The 22,967-nt window shown below is 60.1% G+C and carries 17 protein-coding genes; 4 read left to right on the plus strand and 13 right to left on the minus strand.

Features of this window, described 5'->3' with window-relative positions; genetic code table 11:
• Positions 1-43: 43 nt before the first annotated feature.
• The 13 genes from ACZ9IM_RS26490 to gcbA all read right to left on the minus strand — a co-directional run bounded on the left by ACZ9IM_RS26490 (position 44) and on the right by gcbA (position 18,100).
• Positions 44-2,818, minus strand: a complete 2,775-nt coding sequence (locus tag ACZ9IM_RS26490; RefSeq protein WP_476225405.1) for a hybrid sensor histidine kinase/response regulator — start codon at positions 2,816-2,818, stop codon at positions 44-46.
• A gap of 99 nt (positions 2,819-2,917) precedes the next feature.
• Positions 2,918-4,213, minus strand: a complete 1,296-nt coding sequence (purD, locus tag ACZ9IM_RS26495; protein WP_123500880.1) for a phosphoribosylamine--glycine ligase — start codon at positions 4,211-4,213, stop codon at positions 2,918-2,920.
• A 151-nt stretch (positions 4,214-4,364) separates the two neighbouring features.
• A complete protein-coding gene (purH, locus tag ACZ9IM_RS26500) occupies positions 4,365-5,972 on the minus strand; it encodes a bifunctional phosphoribosylaminoimidazolecarboxamide formyltransferase/IMP cyclohydrolase (RefSeq protein WP_427627931.1) in 1,608 nt (535 codons plus the stop codon).
• Between the two features lie 82 nt (positions 5,973-6,054).
• Positions 6,055-6,375 (minus strand): DNA-binding transcriptional regulator Fis, encoded by a 321-nt coding sequence (fis, locus tag ACZ9IM_RS26505; protein ID WP_007907419.1) that lies wholly within the window; start codon positions 6,373-6,375, stop codon positions 6,055-6,057.
• Positions 6,372-7,382, minus strand: coding sequence for a tRNA dihydrouridine synthase DusB (gene dusB / locus ACZ9IM_RS26510; RefSeq protein WP_007907421.1), 1,011 nt, complete (start codon positions 7,380-7,382; stop codon positions 6,372-6,374). The genes fis and dusB overlap by 4 nt, the downstream gene beginning before the upstream one ends.
• 185 nt (positions 7,383-7,567) lie before the next feature.
• Positions 7,568-8,788, minus strand: a complete 1,221-nt coding sequence (locus ACZ9IM_RS26515) for a DUF3426 domain-containing protein (protein WP_476225407.1) — start codon at positions 8,786-8,788, stop codon at positions 7,568-7,570.
• 30 nt (positions 8,789-8,818) lie between these two features.
• Positions 8,819-9,697, minus strand: a complete 879-nt coding sequence (prmA, locus tag ACZ9IM_RS26520) for a 50S ribosomal protein L11 methyltransferase (protein WP_427627926.1) — start codon at positions 9,695-9,697, stop codon at positions 8,819-8,821.
• A 328-nt stretch (positions 9,698-10,025) separates the two neighbouring features.
• Complete coding sequence (gene accC / locus ACZ9IM_RS26525) at positions 10,026-11,384, minus strand: acetyl-CoA carboxylase biotin carboxylase subunit (RefSeq protein ID WP_008069032.1); 1,359 nt, start codon at positions 11,382-11,384, stop codon at positions 10,026-10,028.
• A gap of 17 nt (positions 11,385-11,401) precedes the next feature.
• On the minus strand, positions 11,402-11,869 hold the full coding sequence (gene accB / locus ACZ9IM_RS26530; protein ID WP_008069033.1) for an acetyl-CoA carboxylase biotin carboxyl carrier protein: 468 nt from the start codon (positions 11,867-11,869) through the stop codon (positions 11,402-11,404).
• 49 nt (positions 11,870-11,918) lie between these two features.
• Positions 11,919-12,371 carry a type II 3-dehydroquinate dehydratase gene (gene aroQ / locus ACZ9IM_RS26535; RefSeq protein ID WP_007937215.1) on the minus strand — a complete coding sequence of 151 codons (453 nt, stop codon included), beginning with the start codon at positions 12,369-12,371 and terminating at the stop codon, positions 11,919-11,921.
• Positions 12,372-12,503: 132 nt separating this feature from the next.
• Positions 12,504-14,243 carry a protein-disulfide reductase DsbD gene (locus tag ACZ9IM_RS26540; RefSeq protein ID WP_476225408.1) on the minus strand — a complete coding sequence of 580 codons (1,740 nt, stop codon included), beginning with the start codon at positions 14,241-14,243 and terminating at the stop codon, positions 12,504-12,506.
• Positions 14,244-14,431: 188 nt separating this feature from the next.
• Positions 14,432-16,381 (minus strand): methyl-accepting chemotaxis protein, encoded by a 1,950-nt coding sequence (locus ACZ9IM_RS26545; protein ID WP_476225409.1) that lies wholly within the window; start codon positions 16,379-16,381, stop codon positions 14,432-14,434.
• A gap of 48 nt (positions 16,382-16,429) precedes the next feature.
• Entirely contained in the window at positions 16,430-18,100 is a 1,671-nt protein-coding gene (gene gcbA / locus ACZ9IM_RS26550; protein ID WP_427627921.1) for a diguanylate cyclase GcbA, read from the minus strand.
• A 289-nt stretch (positions 18,101-18,389) separates the two neighbouring features.
• On the opposite strand from gcbA, the gene ACZ9IM_RS26555 reads away from it, so the two are divergent.
• From ACZ9IM_RS26555 to speA, 4 genes are all read left to right on the plus strand, one after another.
• Positions 18,390-19,457, plus strand: a complete 1,068-nt coding sequence (locus ACZ9IM_RS26555) for a DUF2333 family protein (RefSeq protein ID WP_008011254.1) — start codon at positions 18,390-18,392, stop codon at positions 19,455-19,457.
• 3 nt (positions 19,458-19,460) lie between these two features.
• The gene (locus tag ACZ9IM_RS26560; RefSeq protein ID WP_476225410.1) at positions 19,461-20,030 is read left to right on the plus strand and encodes an NUDIX hydrolase; all 570 of its coding nucleotides are present in this window, start codon (positions 19,461-19,463) and stop codon (positions 20,028-20,030) included.
• A gap of 273 nt (positions 20,031-20,303) precedes the next feature.
• A complete protein-coding gene (locus ACZ9IM_RS26565) occupies positions 20,304-20,675 on the plus strand; it encodes a translation initiation factor Sui1 (protein WP_033059567.1) in 372 nt (123 codons plus the stop codon).
• A gap of 217 nt (positions 20,676-20,892) precedes the next feature.
• Positions 20,893-22,806 (plus strand): arginine decarboxylase, encoded by a 1,914-nt coding sequence (speA, locus tag ACZ9IM_RS26570; RefSeq protein ID WP_447788174.1) that lies wholly within the window; start codon positions 20,893-20,895, stop codon positions 22,804-22,806.
• Positions 22,807-22,967: the final 161 nt, after the last annotated feature.

Below are 22,967 nucleotides of genomic sequence, written 5' to 3' on the forward strand. Positions count from 1 at the left end.
CTGCCCGATTGTTGAAACCACTTTCGGGCACCGGACTGCATCGTCAGAACGTCGAAGCCGTACGATTCTGCTGATCACGTTGGGCAACCCAATGCTCGATCAGGTCGCGCAGTTGTGACAGCTCGACCGGTTTGGCCATGTGCCCGTCCATGCCCGCCTGGCGCGCGCGCTCTTTGTGCTCGGCGAGGATGTGTGCGGTCAACGCCACCACGGGGGTGCGAATCCGCTGGTTGCCGACTTCCCAGGCACGCAGTTGCTGGGTGGCGGAGAAACCGTCGAGGATCGGCATTTCACAGTCCATCAGCACCAGGTCGTAGCGCTGGGCTTTCATCGCCAAAAGGGCTTCTTCGCCATTGCTGGCGGTGTCCGGTTGCAGGTTGAGTTTGCCCAGCATGCCACGTATGACCTTGGTCGAGATGCTGTTGTCTTCGGCCACCAGAATGCGGAAATCGCTGGGCACCTTGACCGGAAGGGTAGGGCCGGTGGGCAGCTGCTGCGAGACGGAGAGGCCTTTATTGCGCTGGTTCAGCTCGTCCGCCAGCGTAGTCTTGAGTGTATAGCCGGCCACCGGTTTGGCGAGAATTCGCTTGATCCCGCAGTTGCGCGCGATGATTTTGCTCGGGGCGTTGCTGATGCCGGTGAGCATGATCAGCAGAATGTCATGGTTCAGGCTCGGGTCTTCCTTGATCTTGGCGGCCAGTTGCATGCCGGTCATGCCGGGCATGTTCTGGTCCAGCAGGACCACGTCGAAGTAATCGCGCAAGTGGGCCTTGGTGCGCAGTAGCGCCAAGGCCTCCTTGCCGGACGGCACGGCACTGACATTCAGGCCCCAGGCGCTGCACTGCTGCACCAGTACCTTGCGACAAGTGTCGTTGTCGTCCACGACCAGTACGCGTGCGCCTTGCAGCGGACCGTCCAGGTCCGAGGTCGGATGTTCGAGACGGTCTGGGTCCAGCGGCAGGGTCAGCCACAAAGTGCTGCCCTGGTTGGCGCCGCTCTTGATGCCGAACTCGCCTTGCATCAAACGGATCAGCTGACGGGCGATAACCAGTCCAAGATTGCCCCCCAGGCTGGTGGCCGAGAGGAAGTGTTTGCTGTGCAGTTCGGCATGCATCAACGCGTCGCGCTCTTCCGCCTCCATGGGCTGGCCGCTGTCTTGCACAGCGATGCGCAGCCGCGGTTTGGCGCTGCGTTCATCCAGGGCGACAACGATCAGGATCTCGCCTTCATCGGTTTTCTTCAGGGCGTTTTCCAGCAGGCTCAGCAGGGTCTGGCGCAGGCGCGTCGGGTCTCCGCTGATGACGCGTGGTACCTGCGGCTGGATAAAGCTGATCAGCTCGACGTTCTGCTGTTCAGCCTTGGCGCGGAAGATGCTCAGGCAATCTTCGATCAGGGCGTTGAGGTCGAACTGCACGTCGTCCAGTTCGATCTGCCCGGACTCGAGTTTGGAGATGTCGAGAATTTCGTTGATCAGTGTCAGCAGCTCGTTGCCGGCGCTATGGATGGTCTGTACATAGTCGCGTTGCTTGACCGACAGCGGTGTGCCCAGCAGCAATTCGGTCATGCCCAGCACACCATTCATCGGGGTGCGGATTTCGTGGCTGATCTTCGCCAGAAATTCGGCTTTGGCGTTGATTTCGGCGTTGCTGGCGGCCAGGTCGCGACTGACGCTGAAACGGTCTTCGGTGATGCTGCGCTGACGCTCGCCCAAGGCAATACTCATCAACAGGCCACTGATACAGATAAACACCAGCAGAATAATGATCAGGCTTTGTGGCGCGACCAGGGTCAGCCCCTGCAGTGCCGGCAGAATAATCAATGTGCCGAGGTTGAACACCACCATGGCCGCCACGAACAGACGCGCCGGGCGATAACCTTTTTGCCAGTGATGGGCGCTGACGAACAACATGCTCAGACCGGCCAGAGCAACCAGCCCATACGTAATCAGGTTCAGCGGCAGTGTGTTGACGAACAGCAACAGCAGGCCGCAGACCATGATGAACAGAATGTCCCCCAGCAGCAGCTTGTTCAACGGGTGAGGACCGAGCGGGGCGAAGAAACGGTAGGCGAACATCAGGCCGCAAGGCGCGGTCATCAGCAAGGCGAGGTAGGCACCGGGTGTTTGCACGAAGGACCAGTTCGGTAACCATGGCCGGGCCAGGTTCAGCAGCAACACCAGGCTGAGCATCAGCAGCCCTTCGCATGCTGCCAGCCAGAGGCTGCTGCGCGAGCGGGTGTAGAGGTAACGGGTCAGGTTGTGCAGGATCAGCATCCCGAGGCAGCCAAAGAGCAAGCCGTATATCAGCGTCTGGTACTGAGTGGCTGCGGTCATGACTGCCGATTGCAGCGTGATGTAAGGCCGGAACTGGTGTTCGGAGACCAGTCGCAGGTAGACATCGAGGGTTTTGTCACTTTGTGGCAGCGGCAACATGAAGTCGCTGCTGGGGAGGGGGGGCTTAGCCTGGAGCTGCGCGGTACCGGTATTCAATTGATCGATCAACTGGTCGCCGTCGAGCACATACAGATTGAGGTGCACCAGGTCCGGTGCGAACACTCGCAGCAACTGTTCATGCTTGCCGGGCGCGAGCTTGAAACGCAGCCATAGCGCGCCATCGGGTGCGGCCGCGGTGAGGTGATCAAGTTCAATGGGGCTGAATTGGTTGGTGTAGCGGCTGGAGCGGATGTCGCTCAGCTGCAGGTCGCCCTGTTCGTCGAGCAATACCGCCCAGCCACTGCCTTGCGCGGCCTGGGCCGGGAGCATGCAGAGCAAGGTCAGCAGAGTGACGGTGAAGCCTATGGCAATCCTGAGCCAGCGCACGGCGAAATCCCTTCGTAGATTAATGCCAAAGTATAACTATGCGCGGCACCGGAATAGTCAGGCAAGGGCCGCAAGCCCTTGCCTGGCCGGATGGATGGCTTATTCCTGATTCTCGCCACGCTCGCGGGCAATGGCGCGGTAGCCAATGTCCTTACGGTAGAAGCAGCCTTCCCAGTCGATTTTAGCCGCCAGTTTGTAAGCCTGCTGCTGGGCTGCATCGACGCTGGTGCCCATGGCGGTTGCGCACAGCACCCGACCACCGGCGGTCACCACCTGACCGTCCTTGAGCGCAGTACCGGCATGGAAGACTTTGCCTTCCAGTGTCGCGGCTGCATCCAGGCCGTTGATGGCAACGCCTTTGGCGTAGTCACCCGGGTAACCGCCAGCGGCCAATACAATACCGACGCTCGGACGTGGATCCCATTGTGCTTCGACCTTGTCCAGCGCTTGCGCCAGGGCCGCTTCGACCAGCAACACCAGGCTCGACTGCAAACGCAGCATCACCGGTTGGGTCTCAGGATCGCCGAAACGGCAGTTGAACTCGATGACTTTTGGGTTACCAGCCTTGTCGATCATCAGGCCGGCATAGAGGAAGCCGGTGTAGACGTTACCTTCCTCGGCCATGCCCCGCACGGTCGGCCAGATCACCAGGTCCATGACCCGCTGATGGACTTCGGCCGTGACGACCGGGGCCGGGGAGTAAGCGCCCATGCCGCCGGTGTTCGGGCCGGTATCGCCGTCGCCGACACGTTTGTGGTCCTGGCTGGTGGCCATCGGCAATACGTTCTTGCCGTCGACCATGACGATGAAGCTGGCTTCTTCGCCGTCCAGGAACTCTTCGATCACCACGCGTGAACCGGCGTCGCCAAATGCGTTGCCGGCGAGCATGTCGCGCACCGCGTCTTCGGCTTCGCCCAGGGTCATGGCCACGATCACGCCTTTACCGGCGGCCAGGCCATCGGCCTTGATCACGATAGGTGCGCCTTTTTCACGCAGATAAGCCAGGGCTGGCTCGATCTCGGTGAAGTTCTGGTAGTCGGCGGTCGGGATCTTGTGGCGCGCCAGGAAGTCCTTGGTGAAGGCTTTCGAGCCTTCCAGCTGAGCAGCGCCCGCGGTCGGGCCGAAGCAATCCAGGCCACGGGAGCGGAACAGATCGACAACACCGGCGACCAGCGGCACTTCCGGGCCGACGATGGTCAGGGACACGTTCTTCTCGGCAAAGTCAGCCAGTTGTTCAAGCGCCAACACGTCGATAGCGACGTTCTCGCACTTGGCTTCAATGGCGGTGCCGGCGTTGCCCGGGGCAACGAAAACTTTCTGCACGCGCGGATCCTGAGCCACTTTCCAGGCCAGGGCGTGTTCACGGCCACCGCTGCCAATGATCAAAACATTCATTTCAAAAACCTCGGATGACGCTAATTCTGTGGGGGCCGATCGTTCCCACGCTCCGCGTGGGAATGCCTCAACGGACGCTCCGCGTCCGAGGGACGCGGAGCGTCCCGGGCTGCGTGCCCACGCAGAGCGTGGGTACGATCAAGCAAACAAATCAGTGACGGAAGTGGCGCATGCCGGTGAATACCATGGCGATGCCGGCTTCATCAGCAGCAGCAATCACTTCGTTGTCACGCATCGAGCCACCTGGCTGGATCACCGCGGTGATGCCGACCTTGGCCGCGTTGTCGATGCCGTCACGGAACGGGAAGAATGCATCCGATGCCATGACCGCGCCCTGCACTTGCAGGCCGGCATGTTCTGCCTTGATCGCGGCGATACGCGCGGAGTTCACGCGGCTCATCTGGCCGGCGCCGACACCAATGGTTTGACGGTTCTTGGCGTAGACGATGGCGTTGGATTTAACGTACTTGGCGACTTTCCAGGCGAAGATCAGGTCATTGATTTCCTGTTCGGTCGGCGCGCGCTTGGTCACCACTTTCAGGTCTTCGCTGCCAATCATGCCGATATCGCGGCTCTGCACCAGCAAACCACCGTTGACGCGCTTGTAGTCCCAGGCCGGAACGCGGTCGGTCGACCACTCGCCGCAGGCTAGCAGGCGCACGTTGGCTTTGGCTGCCACGATAGCGCGAGCTTCTGCGCTGACGGACGGGGCGATGATCACTTCGACGAACTGACGCTCGACGATGGCCTTGGCGGTTTCAGCATCCAGCTCGCGGTTGAAGGCGATGATACCGCCGAACGCCGATTCGGTGTCGGTGGCGTAGGCCAGTTCGTAGGCCTGACGGATGCCGCCTTCAGCGTCCGGGCTCACGGCCACGCCGCACGGGTTGGCATGCTTGACGATCACGCAGGCCGGTTTGACGAAGCTCTTCACACATTCCAGCGCGGCGTCGGTGTCGGCCACGTTGTTGAACGACAGCTCTTTGCCTTGCAGCTGGGTCGCGGTAGCAATGCCCACTTCGGCAGGCTTGGCTTCAACGTAGAACGCCGCACTCTGGTGCGGGTTCTCGCCGTAGCGCATTTCCTGGGCCTTGATGAACTGGCTGTTGAAGGTGCGCGGGAATTCGCTGCGACCGGAGGTCGAGAGGGTTTCAGCCGCCTGGTTCACGGTGCCCATGTAGTTGGCGATCATGCCGTCATAGGCGGCGGTGTGTTCGAAGGCCTTGAGCATCAGGTCGAAACGCTGAGCATAGGTCAGGCCGCCAGCCTTGAGGCTTTCCAGGACGTTGGCGTAATCGCTGGCATTCACCACGATGGCCACGTCTTTGTGGTTCTTGGCTGCCGAGCGGACCATGGTCGGGCCGCCGATGTCGATGTTTTCGATGGCGGTCGGCAGGTCGCAGCCTGGCTTGTTGATGGTGGCTTCGAACGGGTACAGGTTGACCGCAACCAGATCGATCGGCTTGATGCCGTGCTCGTTCATGATGGCGTCGTCGATACCGCGACGACCGAGGATCCCGCCGTGGATTTTCGGGTGCAGGGTTTTCACCCGACCGTCCATCATTTCTGCGAAACCGGTGTAGTCCGCGACTTCCACTGCGGCAACACCGTTGTCGCGCAGCAGCTTGAACGTTCCGCCGGTGGAGAGGATCTCGACGCCCAGGGCTTCAAGCTCCTTGGCGAATTCAAGGATCCCGGTCTTGTCGGAAACGCTGATCAAGGCGCGGCGGATCGGCAGGCGGGTAGTCTGGTCGGTCATTTCAATTTCCATCAAAAGCAAGGGAAGTCAGCAAAAAAGGCGACCGGTTTTACGCGGGCGCCTTTCTGGTTTGATTGAATGCTTACAGCAAATCGTACTGCTTGAGTTTCTTGCGCAGGGTGCCCCGGTTCAGCCCGAGCAGCTCACTGGCCTTGGTCTGGTTGCCCTTGACGTAGTTCATCACGCATTCGAGCAGGGGAGCCTCGACTTCGGAGAGCACCAGGTTGTACACATCCGTGACGGCAGCGCCCTCAAGGTGGGCGAAATAATTGTGCAGCGCCTTCTCGACACTCCCGCGAAGGGTCTGACCTTCTTCGCTCGGCGTATTGAGGTGCTGTTTCAAATTCACGTTGTCGCTCACGGGTGTTGTTCCACTCACTAAAGTCTCGGTCATCATCGTCATGCAGCCACCCCTTCTCCGTCCCCTGTCAGGCTCTTGTAGCGTTCGGCGAAGAAGGCCCGAACGTAGGCGCATTGTGCTTCCGTATCTTCCAAACGATTGAAGTGGGCGCGAAACTCCCTGGCGCCCGGCAAGGTTGCGAGATACCAGCCCACATGCTTGCGAGCTATGCGCACGCCCATGACGTCGCCATAGAAGGCATGCAGCGCAGCCAGATGCTCAAGCAGAATACGTTCCACCTCGATCAGTTCCGGTGCCGGGAGTTTTTCGCCGGTACGCAGATAATGGTCGATTTCACGAAAAATCCATGGCTGCCCCTGGGCAGCCCGACCTACCAACAGGCCATCGGCACCGGTCGCGTCGAGCACGTACCGGGCCTTCTCGGGCGAATCGATATCGCCATTGGCGAAGACCGGAATCGACACCGCCTGCTTGATCGCGGCAATGGTGTCGTACTCGGCTTCCCCGGTATACAGATCGGCACGGGTGCGGCCATGCACCGCCAACGCCGTAATGCCTGCCTGTTCGGCAATCTTCGCCACGGTCAGGCCATTCTTGTTCGCCCGGTCCCAGCCGGTGCGGATCTTCAAGGTAACCGGCACATCGACCGCGGCCACTACGGCCTGCAGGATCTCGGTCACCAATGCTTCATCTTTCAACAGGGCGGAACCGGCGGCCTTGTTGCAGACCTTCTTCGCCGGACAGCCCATGTTGATATCAATAATCTGTGCGCCCAGTTCGACGTTGGCCCGGGCTGCATCCGCCAGCATCTGCGCATCTCCGCCGGCGATCTGTACCGAGCGAGGCTCGGGATCACCTTCGTGGATCATGCGCATCCGCGATTTGCGGGTATTCCACAAGCTCATGTCGCTGGTGACCATTTCCGAGACTACAAGGCCCGCGCCCAGTCGCTTGCACAGCTGACGAAAGGGCTGATCGGTGACACCCGCCATGGGGGCGAGAATCAAGCCGTTGTGCAATGTATATGGACCGATGCGTACCGCCGACATAGGACTTCCCTGTTGTGGGGCCGGATCATGAGAGTTCGAAAAAGGGTTGGCATGATACCCGCTCTCGATGACTGGATAAAGGCTGAATTGAACAAAATCTGAACAGTAATTTTGTTATCGCCAGCGGTTTGGTACTAGCAATCAAAGTCAGAAATATGCCGTCAAGCCTGTAACACTTGAGCGTTTCACTCGGGGGAATGGAAGCTCAGGCTGTAGTTCACCGCTTTGGGGCCTGGATCGAGAATGTCCAGCGCGATGTGGATTGGCGTTTGCGGCGGCATTTCCGCCATCCCTTCGAGATCGCCGTTGAGGTACTCGCCGGGCTTGAAGCGACGGCTGGCAATCAGGTGGCCGTTGAGGTCGGCAAAACGCAACTCCAACAGCGGGAAGGGCTGGGAGAAGGGCGCACGATTATAGATGATGGCATCGACCACCAGGGCGCCGTTGAAGTCCGGGTGGCTGCGGACCACCAGGTTGCTGCTTTTGACTTTTGCGATGTCGACCTTGGACGGCACGGTGCAGCCGATGTGCGGGCACAGTTGCTGGAACCACGGACGGTACTGGTCCTGGCGTGCCAGTTCGTCAAAGTGATAGGCGACGTATTGACCGGCGAGGCCGGCGGCGCCGAGCAGGATCAGCAGCAGCCAGAAAAAGCGCCGGCCCCAGGGGGAGCGACGTTTTTGCCAGTCCAGTTGCAACGGATCGTCGGTCAGATCCTCTAATACTTCCGCGCGCAGCGCCGGTTCGCTGCGTTCACGTCGCTTGCGCAGGGGTTCGACCGAGGGCAGGTCATCGTCGACTTCATCGGGAGTCGCCGACAGGTTGCCAAAGGGGATCGGGGCATCAAGCGGGTCGTGCAGGCGCAGCTGTTGGATCTCGGGTTCGTCGTCCAGATCCGCGGGCTCCAGCGACAGCGACGGCTCGGTGCGCGAATGTTTGCCTGGTTCGATCGTGGGTTCTGGCGTGGGCGTGTCGGCGATTTTTGCACGATCGGCGGCCGATTCACTGAAGAGGCTGTCGGACCAGGGCTCCTGGTCGTGCTCGGTGGTATCGCGGCGAGCGCTGAGGCTGTCTTCGCGGGGCCGGGTGAATTCCGTTGTTGGCTGGATTTCCCGTTGTTCGAGCCGGGCGAGCTCTTCGTCCAGATCCAGGCTGTCCAGATCCATTTCTGCAGCCGTCCATTGTTTTTGGCTGATGGCTCGCTGCACGGGCGGTTCGACGGGCGCCGTTGCAACCGGTTTGACCGTTTCCTTGCCGGCGCGCTGCTCGAGTAACTGCTTGGCGGCGTTGAACACCTGCAAACACGAGCCGCAACGAACCACTCCACGGGCCACGCTCAACTGAGTATGGCTGACGCGGAAGCTGGTTTGGCAATGCGGGCACTGGGTGACGAAGCTGTCGGTCATGCGGTAATCCGGTTTATGCAGGCGCTCATTCTAGCGCCGACGGCCAGTAATGCGTACCCAGCCGTCGCGATTGGCAATCGGGTCCAGATCGAAGTCCTGTGCGTAGGCAGCGGCGACTTCTTCACCTTGTTCGGCGAGAATGCCTGAAAGCGCCAAACGACCACCCTGCTTGACCAGGCTGGACAGCTGCGGCGCCAGCGAAACCAGCGGGCCGGCAAGAATGTTGGCCACCAGCACGTCGGCCTGAACCTGCGGCAGGTCTTGCGGCAAATACAGCGGGAAGAGTTCGTCAGCAATGTTGTTGCGCCCGGCGTTGTCGCGGGAAGCCTCCAGCGCCTGCACGTCGATGTCGGTGCCGACGGCTTCCTTGGCGCCCAGCAACAGGGCGGCAATCGCCAGAATCCCCGAACCGCAACCGAAGTCGAGCACGTTGCAACCTTTCAGGTCCTGACCGTCGAGCCATTCCAGGCACAGTGCGGTGGTCGGATGAGTGCCGGTGCCGAACGCCAGGCCCGGGTCCAGCAGCAAGTTCACTGCGTCCGGCTCAGGCGCGGCGTGCCAGCTCGGGACGATCCACAGGCGCTGACCGAAGCGCATTGGCTGGAAACCGTCCATCCAGCTGCGTTCCCAGTCCTGGTCTTCGATCACTTCGCTGTGATGCTCGGGCAGCGGGCTGCCAGTCAGCAATTCGAGGTGGGCCAGTACGCTGGCGGCTTCGGTGCCGCCTTCGAACAAGGCCAACAAGTGAGTGTGCGACCACAGCGGGGTGGTATTGAGTTCCGGCTCGAAAATCGGCTGATCTTCGGCGTCCATGAAGGTCACCGACACGGCGCCCACTTCAAGGAAAGCGTCTTCGTAGGTTTCGGCTTGTTCTGGGCTGATGGCGAGACGGACTTGCAGCCAAGGCATGGCGGGCACCTTTGAAAAATATAGATTGCAGCCTAGCGGGCTGCGAGAAGCGCGCAAGTTTACGCGAGCGCGAGGCAGAAGACGACCGGGTAGGCTGAGTTCTGAATTGAACGAACAACCTGTGGCGAGGGGGGGGCTTGCCCCCGTTGGGCTGCGAAGCAGTCCCTATGAAAGCGCCGCAGAGCTTCCTGATGAAACTCATGTTGCAGTCTGCGGCTGCTGCGCAGCCGAACGGGGGCAAGCCCCCTCGCCACAGGGTTTTGTATGCACCAGGAAATCAGAAACAACAAAGCCGCTCGAAAGCGGCTTTGTTGGTATGGATCACAGCTTAATGCTTTTCGCCAGCCAGCTTGTGTTCCAGGTAGTGGATGTTGACTCCGCCTTCGCAGAAGCCAGCATCGCGGACCAGGTCGCGGTGCAGCGGGATGTTGGTCTTGATCCCGTCGACAACGATTTCGTCCAGCGCATTGCGCATGCGCGCCATGGCTTCGTCACGGGTGGCGCCGTAGGTGATCAGCTTGCCGATCAACGAATCGTAGTTCGGCGGAACGGCATAGCCACTGTACAGGTGCGAATCGACGCGAACGCCGTTGCCGCCTGGGGCGTGGAAATGCTTGACCGTGCCTGGGCTAGGCATGAAGGTTTTCGGGTCTTCAGCGTTGATCCGGCATTCCAGCGCGTGACCGCGGATAACGACGTCATCCTGGGTGTACGACAGCTTGTTGCCAGCGGCGATGCTGAGCATCTCCTTGACGATGTCGATGCCGGTGACCATTTCCGATACCGGGTGCTCTACCTGGACACGAGTGTTCATCTCGATGAAGTAGAAGTGGCCGTTCTCGTACAGGAACTCGAAAGTGCCGGCGCCACGGTAGCCGATGTCGATGCAAGCCTTGACGCAGCGAGCGAGGACTTCAGCGCGTGCTTTCTCGTCGATGCCCGGTGCCGGCGCTTCTTCGAGAACCTTCTGGTGGCGACGTTGCAGCGAGCAATCGCGGTCACCCAGATGGATAGCGTGGCCCTGGCCGTCGGAAAGTACCTGAACTTCCACGTGACGTGGGTTGGTCAGGAATTTTTCCAGATAGACCATCGGGTTACCGAACGCTGCGCCCGCTTCGGAGCGGGTCAGTTTCGCCGAGGAGATCAGGTCTTCCTCTTTGTGCACCACGCGCATGCCACGACCACCGCCGCCGCCAGCGGCTTTGATGATCACTGGATAACCAACTTCGCGACCAATGCCCAGAGCGGTTTCTTCGTCTTCCGGCAACGGGCCGTCGGAACCCGGAACGGTCGGCACGCCGGCTGCAATCATGGCGTGCTTGGCCGATACCTTGTCGCCCATCAGGCGAATGGTTTCGGCTTTCGGGCCAATGAACGCGAAGCCGGAGTTCTCGACCTGTTCGGCAAAGTCGGCGTTTTCCGCAAGGAAGCCGTAGCCTGGGTGGATGGCGGTAGCGCCAGTCACTTCAGCGGCGGCGATGATGGCCGGAATGTGCAGGTAAGAGTGCGCGGCCGAGGCCGGGCCGATGCAGACGGATTCGTCTGCCAGGCCCAGGTGCATCAGCTCTTTGTCGGCCTTGGAGTAAACGGCGACAGTCTTGATGCCCATCTCTTTGCAGGCACGCAGAATCCGCAGGGCGATCTCACCGCGGTTGGCGATCAGAACTTTTTCCAACTTCGCAGTCATCAAAGTTTCTCCGCGGTTCAAACGATGGTGAACAGCGGTTGGTCGTACTCAACCGGCTGGCCGTCTTCGACGAGGATGGATTCGATCACACCGCTGGCTTCAGCTTCGATGTGGTTCATCATCTTCATGGCTTCGACGATGCACAGGGTGTCGCCTTTCTTCACGGTCTGGCCGACTTCAACGAAGGACGGCGAGGACGGCGAGGATTTGCGATAGAAAGTACCGACCATCGGCGAACGGGCAACGTTGCCGTTCAGCGCAGGCGCAGCCGGGGCTGCAGGAGCAGCGGCGGCAACCGGAGCAGCAGCGACAGGCGCAGGCGCCGGTGCCGGAGCATGCATAGGAGCGGGAGCGTAGTACTGCTGAGCCGGCGTCTTGCTGTGACGGCTGATGCGTACGGACTCTTCGCCTTCCTTGATCTCGAGCTCGTCGATACCGGACTCTTCCAGCAATTCGATCAGTTTCTTAACTTTACGGATATCCATGAATCATCAACTCCCAAGGGTCGGTCAGGGGGCGTTTAACGCTTGTTGTTCAAGCTGTTGCCTGTCTTTCAAGCTGCTCTAGGGCGGCCTCCAGGGCCAGTCGATAACCGCTGGCGCCAAGGCCGCAGATCACTCCCACCGCAACGTCGGAGAAGTAAGAGTGATGGCGGAAAGGTTCGCGTTTGTGCACGTTAGACAAATGCACTTCGATGAATGGGATGCTCACTGCCAGCAGCGCGTCACGTAATGCGACACTTGTATGCGTAAAAGCTGCTGGATTGATCAGAATGAAGTCCACACCTTCGCCGCGAGCGGCGTGGATGCGATCGATCAATTCGTACTCGGCGTTGCTTTGCAGATAGAGCAAATGGTGGCCGGCATTGCGCGCCCGCTGTTCCAGATCCTGGTTGATTTGCGCCAGGGTGGTGGCACCGTAGACGCCCGGTTCCCGGGTGCCGAGCAGGTTCAGGTTGGGGCCGTGTAAAACCAATAAGGTCGCCATCTGCTGCTCCTTTGTCATCTGTGTGCAATTGTCAGAACCCGGCGACTATGCCGCAAAGCCTTTGTGACTGTCCAGTTCTATGCAATAGCCAGCACGATGGCCGATGTTTACGCGAAATATATGACCGGGTAATTAAATCCGGTCATTTGCTTTGGCAACACGTTCGGCGAAGTTTTTCGCGCTGATCTCGCCAATCACCCGCACATCGACACGTTCGACGCCATCCTTGCCGAAAAACATCAGCGCCGGAGGACCGAATAGCTTGTAGCGGTCGAGCAGGGCGCGTTGTTCGGCGTTGCTGGCGGTGATGTCGAAACGGATCAATCGATAACCTTTGAGGCGTTCGACGACATTGGCATCGGTGAGCACTTCGTGTTCGATGACTTTGCAACTGATGCACCAGTCGGCGTACCAATCGAGCAGCAGCGGTGTACCGGAAGACTTGGCTTCGGCGAGGACGCGGTCCAGTTCGGCTGGTGTGGTAATGGTTTGCCAGTTGCCGGCGATTGGCGGTTGACCGTTGCTGGTGACATTGCGTGGTTGGCCAATGGGGTTGAACGGATCGGTCTGGCCACTGAAGGCGCCGTACCAACAGGCCAGGGCATAAAACAGCAGGAACATCCCGAGCAATTGCCCCAGGCGTTTTCTTGGCGGTTTATAGACGAATTCCAGTGCGCCCATAAACAATCCGACGCCACCGGCGAGCAAGCCGATCAACAGCAAGGTGATCTGGCCCGGCAATACCCGGCTGAGCAAAGCAATCGCCAGCCCGAGCAGCAGCACCCCAATCGCGTTTTTCACGTAGATCAGCCAAGGTCCGCTTTTCGGTAGCCAGGCTGCGCCGCCGGTTGCCACCAGCAACAGCGGCGCGCCCATGCCCAGACCGAGCATGAACAGTTTCAATCCGCCACCCAGAGCATCGCCGCTGGCGCTGATGTACAGCAGCGCGCCGGCCAGTGGTGCCGATACACACGGCGAAACCAGCAGGCTCGACACCACGCCCAGCACGGCCGCGCCCCACAATGAGCCGCCTTCGGTACGCCCGGCGATCCGGTCCAGGCGACTGCTGATGGCATGGGGGAGTTTCAGTTCGAATACGCCAAACATGGCCAGGGCAAATACCGCGAAAAACATCGCGAACGGCACCAGCACCCAAGCCGACTGCAAGCGCGCCTGAAGATTGAGCTGTGCGCCGAACATTCCCATCAACGCACCGAGCAGGGCGAAACAAGCGGCCATCGGCAGCACGTAAGCCAGCGACAGGTTGAAGCCACGTAACCCGCCAACCTGTCCGCGCAGGACCACCCCGGAGAGGATCGGCAGCATCGGCAGCACGCAGGGGGTGAAGGTCAGGCCAACACCTGCAAGAAAAAACAGCGCCAGTTCGCGCCAGCTCCAGGATGTGGTCGCGACGCCGCTGCCATCAATATTCAGGCGTTCGGTCTCAGGCGGATAACACAGGCCTTTGTCGGCGCAGCCCTGGTAGGTCACGACCAGCGTAAAGGCGCGTGAGTCGGTGCGTGGCAGTTCTACATCGAGAATGCCGTGGTAAACCTCGACATCGCCGAAGAACTCATCGTGCTTTTGTTCGCCCTTGGGCAATTGCGCCGCGCCGAGGCCAATGTCGGCCGGGGCGGCGTGAAACTGGAAGCGATGGCGGTAGAGGTAATAACCCTCGGTGGCGACGAAGCGTAGCTTGATTGATTGCGGCGTACTTTCTACCAAACTCAACTTAAAGGCTTCGCGCACCGGCAGGAAGTCGGCGCTGTTGTTGATCGAACCCAGGGTGGAGCTGGGTCGACTGTCCAGCAACCCGGCGGCGGAGGCCGGCAGGGCGAGCACTAAAAACAGCAGGCAAAGCAAACGGCGCATGACAATCTCGCGTATCGAAAGTGTGGGCATGATAGCGGACGTCGGAAGGGTATGCAGGAGGCATGATCGTTCCCACGCTCTACGTGGGAATGCAGCTGGGGACGCTCTGCGTTCCAACAGCGGACGCAGAGCGTCCATTGCGGCGTTCCCACGCAGAGCGTGGGAACGATCGTTGGGAAGAGAATCTGTCAGACGCGGAAGGCCTGAACGGCTGTATGCAACCGCCCGCCCAGCACTAACAAATTCTCCCCTTGCTCACGCCCCTCGCCGATGCGCAGCAAGTTATCCCCACCCAATTGGTGAATCCGCTCACTGTGATCGCGGATTTCGCTGACAGCGCCGCTCTGCTGGGCGGTGACATCGGCGATGCGCACGGCGGTGTCGGCAATGGTCTGGATCGCCCCGACGATTTTATCCAGCGCACCGTCGGCTGCCTGGGCCTGATTGGCCGTGGCTTCGGCGTGTTCGACCTGGGCACGCATGCCTTCGACCGATTGTCGCGCGGCGGTTTGCAGGCCGGCGATCAGGGTCTGGATCTCGGCCGTCGCCCCGGCGGTACGTTGCGCCAGTGAGCGAACTTCTTCGGCCACTACCGCAAATCCTCGGCCCATTTCTCCGGCGCGGGCCGCTTCGATGGCGGCGTTCAGGGCCAGCAGGTTGGTCTGGTCGGCAATCGAGCGGATTACCGTCAGCACACCGCCAATGGTCGCCGACTCTTCGGCCAGATGTTCGATCATCTGCGCGTTGCCTTGCACTTCACCCACCAGCGCATGCAGCCCGGTGAGGCTCAGGCCGATCACTTTCTGCCCGTGCTCCACCGCCAGTCCGGCATGACGACTGGCATCGGCAGCCTGGCTGGCATCACCGGCGACTTGTTGAATCGTCGCCTCGAGTTCACCCAGAGAGTCGCGGATCAACGCGGTGTCGCCGGCCTGATGCTCGGCGCCACTGTGCAGGTCATTGCTCAATTCGGCCAACGTTCGGCTGCTGCCGGCGACTTGCTCGGCGTTGAGGCGAATGGTGCCGACCAGGTCGACCAGATAGGCGCGCAAGCGATTGAGTGAGGCTTGAATGTCATGCAGTTCGCGGTTGGTCGCGCCCAGTTGAATGTCGCGGCTGAAGTCACCTTCGGCCCAGGTCGACAGCGCCGGGGCGAGGTTGGTCAAGGTTCGGGCCAGGCGTCGCTGCAAGGTATCGATGAGCAATGCGATCAGCAGGATCAGCCCGATCATCACCCCTTGCATCAGCCGTACTTCGCTCTGGATCTGCCCGTGTTGGGCTCGCACCACGGGTTCCAACCCGGCGATGGACTGCTGCACGGCGGCGATTTTCAAGTGCGTCGCGGTGCTGAGGTCGGCGCGTTTCTGGATCTGTTCGCGAGTGCGCGCCAGTTCCGAGGGGTAGCGGGTGAGCAGGCTGTTGAGTTCCCGCTTGAGGCCGACGCCGGCATCTTCGGCGATGGTTTTCTCGGTGTTATCCAAACCCATCATCGCGGCGAAATCATCGGTGTTCGATTCGGTGCTGGCGGTCACGCCAAGTAGCGGCAAAGCGTCCAGTTGCTCGGCTTGAGCGCGGATGTTGGCAACTTCGCGTTCGACATCGGCGGCCAGTTCGCTGCGACCACTGCTGACCAGTTTGTCCCGAGCCAGAGACAGTTTGCCCAGGTGCTGGGAGGCGACCAGCAAAGGCGTCAGGTACGCCGCATTACCGCTGGCGTATTGGCTGAGCTGATCCAGGCAGGCGCCGAGTTCGCGTTCGGCTTGCAGCAGCAGTGCTTGCGGGTCGCCCGCGAGTTTGCCGGCGGCCAGCAGGTCGGTTTTGCTGAACTCAGCCAAATTCGACAGGCTGGGACGCAAGGTGTCGGCCAATGCCGGTGGCAACTCACCGAGTTCCTTTTGCAAGGCGTCGATGGCCTGGCTGGCGCTGCTCAGGCGTAGGGCATCGCCGCTGGCCAGGTAATCCTCGACATTGCGCGCCACTTCATTTTGAAACTGCTGAGACAGGCCCAGATAACGCTCCATCAATAGATAGGGACGTTCCAGGGCTTTTTGCGACCACCAGAGCGTGGCGCCAAGGGCCACGCACACGGCGACCAGAAGGAGGGTATTGAGATTGGTCAACAGCTTCAGGCGCATCATGGTCTACCAACGGCAGAATGGTAAGTGCCTGAAGTTATTGCGTTTCTGTTACAGAGTTATGACCGAATGGGTCGATTCCGATGAAAAAGTGGCACTTTGCTTTGATTCTCGCGCGGCTTGTACGCGATTACGTCCGGCGTTCTTCGCGCGGTACAGCGCCTCGTCGGCCTGGCTGGCCATCATCAGGCTGTCAGAGTCTTCGCGCAATTCGACGACACCGGCACTGAATGTGCACCAGAGGTCCTGCGGCTGAGCGGGGTAGTGAATTTCGGCAAAGCGCTGACGGATTTCATCGAGGACCTTGCAGGCCGATTCGATATCTGTGTCCGGCATGACGATGGCGAACTCTTCACCGCCGTAACGGCCGATGAAGTCGGTCTTGCGCAACCGCTGCTTGAGAAACAGCGCCAGACTCTTGATCACCCGGTCGCCCATGGGATGGCCGTGGCTGTCGTTGACCCGTTTGAAGTGGTCGATGTCGAGCATCGCAAAGCTCAGCGGCTTGCTTTCGCGACGGGCGCGGAATGAACAGTCTTCGAGCAATTGCAGAATATGGGTGTGGTTGTACAAACCGGTCAGGCTGTCACGCACCATCCGCGCTTTCAGATTGCGCGCACGCGCCGCGCGGTTGCGCACGGTGGTGATCAGGTGTCGTGGCTTGATCGGTTTGGTCAGGAAGTCGTCGCCGCCCTCGCTCATGGCGTCGAGCTGTTTGTCCAGATCGTCTTCGGCTGACAGATAAATGATCGGCACGCTGACATAGCGGTCGTTATGCCGGATCACCTTGGCCAGTTCAGTACCGGTGCAGGCCGGCATGTACATGTCGAGGATGATCAGGTCCGGCTGGAAATCCGCCAGTTCGGCCATGGCCTGGATCGGTTCGATCAGAGTCCGCGTGACGATCCCGGCACTATTGAGCAGGCGTTCTGTGTGCAAGGCCTGGGCGCGGGAGTCGTCGATGATCAGCACTTTATAAGGTTCGTACTGGGCGACGCAGGTCAGGACTTCGATCTTTTCCAGCAGGCTCGAGGCTTCGAGGGTGCCGGTGAGGAACTCCTGGCCACCGGCGCGCACAGCGGCGAGGCGGGTCGGGGTATCGGTTTCGTGCAGGCTGAAAAACAACAGCGGCAAGGGCTGGTCGAGGCCTTCCTGGGCTTCGGCCGCCAGTTTCAGGCCGATACCGGCGCCACTGAAGTCGACGTCCATGACAATCGCCGCCGGCAACCGCTCGACCATCGAGGAGCGGAACGCGGCGACACTGTCGAGGGATTGAGCGCTGAGCCCGAAGAATTCTAGTTGTTTGGCCAGCCGTTCGGCCCGGTCGTGATCTTGCAGCATCACGTAGATCGGCTTGCGCAGCGGCGGCAGAAAGGTTTGTTCGAGCTGATCGCCATGACGCAGGCCGGTGCGGGACAGGCGCTGCATCAGACGATTGAGGTCAGTGATCAGTCCGCTGCTCAGGCGTCCGCGGTTGGCGTCCACCGCTTCCAGCGACTGGCCGATGTGGCGTGCCAGCTGGGTATGTTCCGGTTGTTCGAAACGTTCGGCAAAGCGCAGCAGGCGCAGATTGGCTTCGCTCAACTCCGACAAGTCGGTGGTGGACCATTCGTTGCGCTGCAGGCGTTGCCATATCTCAAGAATCTGACGTGCCTGATGAATTACCCGCTGGGCAAAGTGGTGCTTGAGGCGCTCACGGCTGGGGTCTTCTGGCTCGGTCATATCCTGACTACTAGTTAGGGTGCATGCTGAGATCGACTGGTGGCTCTATGCTAGCACCTCTTTTCGATTGCATGAGTGTCGTACGTCAATAATCTGCAAAGCGACTTCATTCAGTTTCTGACCGACTGGTCGCATAGGCTCAGCGCTGTGCTTCATTTATAGTGGCAGCTCGATTGCAGTCATTGTGTGGCTCGCTGTGACGCGCAGGATTTAATGCGCGGCAAATGACGCACGATGGCGTAGGGTTGTGGTCGAACCGATGAACTCAAGTGATTGAAAGGATACCGCCATGCTGGACTGGAAGAACCGCACAGGCAGCGCGCCTGAGCGTGCCGCTGAACCGAAATCGGCCACCCGCAGTTATTTTGGCGGCCTGTTGTTCAGCCGGGCGCTGGCTACTCTGATTGTTCTTTACCTGTTGGTGGCGATCGCGCTGGGCTGGTACTGGAGCCAGGAGCCGGCGCTGTTCCCGGTTCAGCAGAATGCCCAGGTGGCGGCCGAGAAAGAAGGCAAGCAGATGGTGGTCGGGTACACCACGGTGGAAACCCTCAAGACCGTTGCCGGTACTTTGCTGACCAAACCGGGTGGTTATATTTCCAACGACCGTTTCCCGCCGGGTCTGTGGATGGACAACATGCCGAGTTGGGAATATGGCGTGCTGGTCCAGGTCCGCGACCTGAGTCGTGCGCTGCGTAAAGACTTCGCCCGTTCCCAGTCGCAGTCCGCCGAAGACGCCGACCTGGCCAAGGCCGAGCCGCGTTTCAACTTCGACAACAAGAGCTGGGTGCTGCCCTCCAGTGAGTCCGAGTACCAGGAGGGCATCAACTCCCTGAGCCGCTATCAGGCACGTCTGTCGGGTCCTGATCAGAAAAGTGCGCTGTTCTATGCCCGCGCCGACAACCTGAACAACTGGCTGGGTGATGTGGGAACCCGTCTGGGTTCGCTGTCGCAACGGCTGTCGGCCAGTGTTGGCCGGGTCAAGCTCAACACCGCACTGAAGACTGAAGTCCCGGCGCTCGGTCAGGTGCCGCAGGTTGACGAAGAAGTCGTCGAAACCCCGTGGCTGCAGATCGATAACGTGTTCTACGAAGCCCGCGGTCAGGCCTGGGCGTTGTCCCATCTGCTGCGTGCCATCGAAGTCGATTTCGCCGATGTGCTGGCGAAGAAGAACGCCACGGTCAGCGTGCGCCAGATCATTCGTGAGCTGGAAGCTTCGCAAGAGCCGGTCTGGAGTCCGATGATCCTCAACGGCAGCGGCTTTGGTGTGCTGGCCAACCACTCGCTGGTCATGGCCAATTACATCTCCCGGGCCAACGCCGCGGTGATCGATTTGCGTCAACTGCTCAATCAGGGCTGAGTCATGGCCGATAGCTCCGTCGATGACATGCGTGAGGCCGCCCATCGCGCGGCCTCCGATGCCGAACAGATCGCCTGGGTCGACGAGCAGGACAACCTGCTCGGCGCCCTGGTCCGCTCCGAGTTGCGTGAACGCGAGCTGATCGGGCGTGGCACCTACATCATGCTGTTCAATTCCGCCGGTGAGTTGTGCGTACACCGGCGCACATTGAGCAAAGCGATCTACCCCGGTTACTGGGACGTGGCGGCCGGCGGCATGGTGTTGGCCACCGAGACTTACGCCGAATCGGCGGCCCGTGAGCTGGAAGAAGAGCTGGGCGTGAGCGGTGTGGAACTGACCGCCCATGATCACTTTTTCTTTGAGGACGCCGGCAACCGACTCTGGTGTTCGGCGTTTTCGGCGGTGTGGGACGGCCCATTGATCCTGCAGCCGGAAGAAGTGCTTGAAGCGCGCTTCATCCCGATCGATCAGGTCCTGCTGGAAATCACGCAGAAGCCTTATTGCCCGGACTCTCTGGCGGCCTTGCAGCGCTATCTTCGTGCCCAAGGGCATAACGTCGCAAAAGAGCTATAAATTGGCGCCGATTGGCTCTTAGCAATCGGCGTTTTTGCCGTTACACTGCGCGACCTTTTCACGCTGAACCGGTAATGCTTGTTGTAGGCGCTGCCGCAGGCTGCGATCTTTTGACTTTGCTTTTGAGTCAAAATCAAAAGATCGCAGCCTCGTTGCACTCGTCAGCTCCTACACTGGGTTTTCCGTTTCAGTAGCGCTGCCCCTGCCTGAGTGGGGCTTCGCGGTCGATGGCACCTGCCACGACCAGTCTTTGTCCTCCCAAGAGGATTGCCGGTGGCCAAAAAAGCCGCATCCTTCGCCGCCCTTGGTGGCCTGGTATTTTCCACCGACGCAGGTCGTCATTGCCCGGATTGCAGTAAACCGGTGGATGCCTGCATCTGCAAACAAACCGTTATCCCGGCCGGCGACGGCATCGCTCGCGTGCGTCGCGAAAGCAAGGGCCGTGGCGGCAAGACGGTGACCACCATCACCGGTGTGCCGTTGGCCGAAGACGCGCTCAAGGATCTGGCCACTACGTTGAAGAAACGATGCGGGACCGGTGGGGCGTTGAAAGACGGGATCATCGAAATCCAGGGCGATCATGTCGAGCTACTCTTGGCCGAGCTGATCAAACACGGTTTCAAGGCGAAGAAGTCCGGCGGCTAGCAGCCTCTGTGAAAACCACCCGCGGCTTGATCCAGCCCTGTTCATCCTGGTCTGGCGTCGTCTCCATGGTTTTCACAGAGCCTGTTCATGACCGGTTTCTAAACTCACTGCGGTCAGCGAGGTCTACCCCCTCGTTGACGAACCGTCATTTTCATTCTTTAGACTGCGCCGGCCTGAACCCAGGCGACGCTCTATGACTTCTTTATAGGGGACTTCGATGTCCGTACGACGCACACGCAAAGACGATGGCAGCCAATGGACAGTTGCGGACAGCCGCAGTGTTTACGGGATTCGCCATTGGGGGGCCGGGTATTTCGCGATCAATGACGCCGGTCGCGTCGAAGTTCGTCCGAACGGTCCGACCAGTTCGCCTATCGACCTCTTCGAGCAAGTCGACCAACTGCGCAAAAGTGGTTTGTCGTTGCCGTTGCTGGTGCGTTTCCCTGACATCCTGCAAGACCGCGTGCGTCAGCTCACCGGTGCATTCGACGCCAACATCGAGCGTCTGGAATACCAGAGCAAGTACACGGCGTTGTACCCGATCAAGGTCAACCAGCAGGAAGCGGTGATCGAAAACATCATCGCCACCCAGGACGTATCGATCGGTCTGGAAGCCGGCTCCAAGCCTGAGTTGCTCGCTGTTCTGGCGTTGGCACCGAAGGGTGGCACCATCGTCTGCAACGGTTACAAGGACCGCGAGTTCATCCGTCTGGCGCTGATGGGCCAGAAGCTCGGTCATAACGTGTTCATCGTGATCGAGAAAGAATCCGAAGTCGGTCTGGTGATCGAAGAAGCAGCGGCGCTAAAGGTCAAGCCGCAGGTCGGCCTGCGCGTGCGTCTGTCGTCCCTGGCGTCGAGCAAGTGGGCAGACACCGGCGGTGAAAAATCCAAGTTCGGCCTGTCGGCGGCGCAACTGCTGTCGGTGGTCGAGCGTTTCCGCGCTGCCGGCCTGGATCAGGGCATTCGCCTGCTGCACTTCCATATGGGTTCGCAGATCGCCAACCTGGCGGACTACCAGCACGGCTTCAAGGAAGCGATCCGTTATTACGGCGAGCTGCGTAACCTCGGCCTGCCGGTGGATCACATCGACGTCGGTGGCGGTTTGGGCGTGGACTACGACGGTACGCACTCGCGTAACGCCAGTTCGATCAACTACGACATGGACGATTACGCCGGTGTCGTGGTCGGAATGCTCAAGGAGTTCTGCGACGCGCAGAGCCTGCCGCACCCGAACATCTTCTCTGAAAGCGGCCGTTCCCTGACTGCTCACCACGCCATGCTGGTGGTTCAGGTAACCGACGTCGAGAAACACAACGACGACGTGCCAAAGATCGATAACAAGGAAGAGCTGCCGGAAACTGTGCAGTGGCTGGTTGACCTGCTCGGCCCGACCGACATCGAAATGGTCACCGAGACCTACTGGCGCGCCACGCACTACATGAGCGACGTGGCCACGCAATACGCCGATGGCAAGCTGACCCTGGCGCAAAAAGCCCTGGCCGAGCAATGCTACTTCGCCGTTTGCCGTCGCCTGCACAACTCGTTGAAGGCCCGTCAGCGTTCCCACCGTCAGGTGCTCGATGAGCTCAACGACAAGCTGGCTGACAAGTACATCTGCAACTTCTCGGTATTCCAGAGTCTGCCGGACACCTGGGCCATCGGCCAGGTCCTGCCGATTTTGCCGTTGCACCGTCTCGACGAAGAGCCGCTGCGCCGTGCGGTGCTGCAAGACCTGACCTGCGATTCCGACGGCAAGATCAAGCAATACGTCGATGAGCAGAGCATCGAGACCAGCTTGCCGGTACACGGTCTGAACGAAGGTGAAGACTATCTGCTGGGGATCTTCCTGGTGGGTGCCTACCAGGAAATTCTCGGCGACATGCATAACCTGTTCGGTGACACCGACTCGGTGAACATCTACCAGAACGCCGATGGCAGCGTGTACCACGCCGGTATCGAAACCCACGACACCATCGAAGACATGCTGCGTTACGTGCACTTGTCGCCGGAAGAGCTGATGACCCACTACCGCGACAAGTGCGCCAGTGCCCGCATCAGCGCCGCCGAGCGCACCCAGTTCCTCGATGCCTTGCGTCTGGGCCTGACCCGCTCGTCTTACCTGTCTTCTTGAGGTAAGGCTCCGTTCTCATCGGGTTGTCTGAAAATTCTCCGTACAGTGAGGAAATTTCAGATGACCTGGTGCGGGGCTTCTCTTTTTTCAAGTGAAATGAACCACAGACCGGGCTATCCAAGCGATGTGGTCTTCTTTTCACGTAGGTCATTTCCTAAGTT

The organism is Pseudomonas sp. TE12508, from assembly GCF_056279485.1.

Coding starts and splice junctions, on each gene's coding strand:
- ACZ9IM_RS26555 (WP_008011254.1), top strand. CDS start 18,390: ATGCTGGACTGGAAGAACCGCACAGGCAGCGCGCCTGAGCGTGCCGCT.
- ACZ9IM_RS26515 (WP_476225407.1), bottom strand. CDS start 8,788: ATGACCGACAGCTTCGTCACCCAGTGCCCGCATTGCCAAACCAGCTTC.
- aroQ (WP_007937215.1), bottom strand. CDS start 12,371: ATGGCGACCTTATTGGTTTTACACGGCCCCAACCTGAACCTGCTCGGC.
- accB (WP_008069033.1), bottom strand. CDS start 11,869: ATGGATATCCGTAAAGTTAAGAAACTGATCGAATTGCTGGAAGAGTCC.
- purH (WP_427627931.1), bottom strand. CDS start 5,972: ATGACCGACCAGACTACCCGCCTGCCGATCCGCCGCGCCTTGATCAGC.
- ACZ9IM_RS26560 (WP_476225410.1), top strand. CDS start 19,461: ATGGCCGATAGCTCCGTCGATGACATGCGTGAGGCCGCCCATCGCGCG.
- accC (WP_008069032.1), bottom strand. CDS start 11,384: ATGACTGCGAAGTTGGAAAAAGTTCTGATCGCCAACCGCGGTGAGATC.
- dusB (WP_007907421.1), bottom strand. CDS start 7,382: ATGTCGGCGGTACGCATCGGTCCATATACATTGCACAACGGCTTGATT.
- prmA (WP_427627926.1), bottom strand. CDS start 9,697: ATGCCTTGGCTGCAAGTCCGTCTCGCCATCAGCCCAGAACAAGCCGAA.
- purD (WP_123500880.1), bottom strand. CDS start 4,213: ATGAATGTTTTGATCATTGGCAGCGGTGGCCGTGAACACGCCCTGGCC.
- speA (WP_447788174.1), top strand. CDS start 20,893: ATGTCCGTACGACGCACACGCAAAGACGATGGCAGCCAATGGACAGTT.
- gcbA (WP_427627921.1), bottom strand. CDS start 18,100: ATGACCGAGCCAGAAGACCCCAGCCGTGAGCGCCTCAAGCACCACTTT.
- ACZ9IM_RS26545 (WP_476225409.1), bottom strand. CDS start 16,381: ATGATGCGCCTGAAGCTGTTGACCAATCTCAATACCCTCCTTCTGGTC.
- fis (WP_007907419.1), bottom strand. CDS start 6,375: ATGACGATGATGACCGAGACTTTAGTGAGTGGAACAACACCCGTGAGC.
- ACZ9IM_RS26540 (WP_476225408.1), bottom strand. CDS start 14,243: ATGCGCCGTTTGCTTTGCCTGCTGTTTTTAGTGCTCGCCCTGCCGGCC.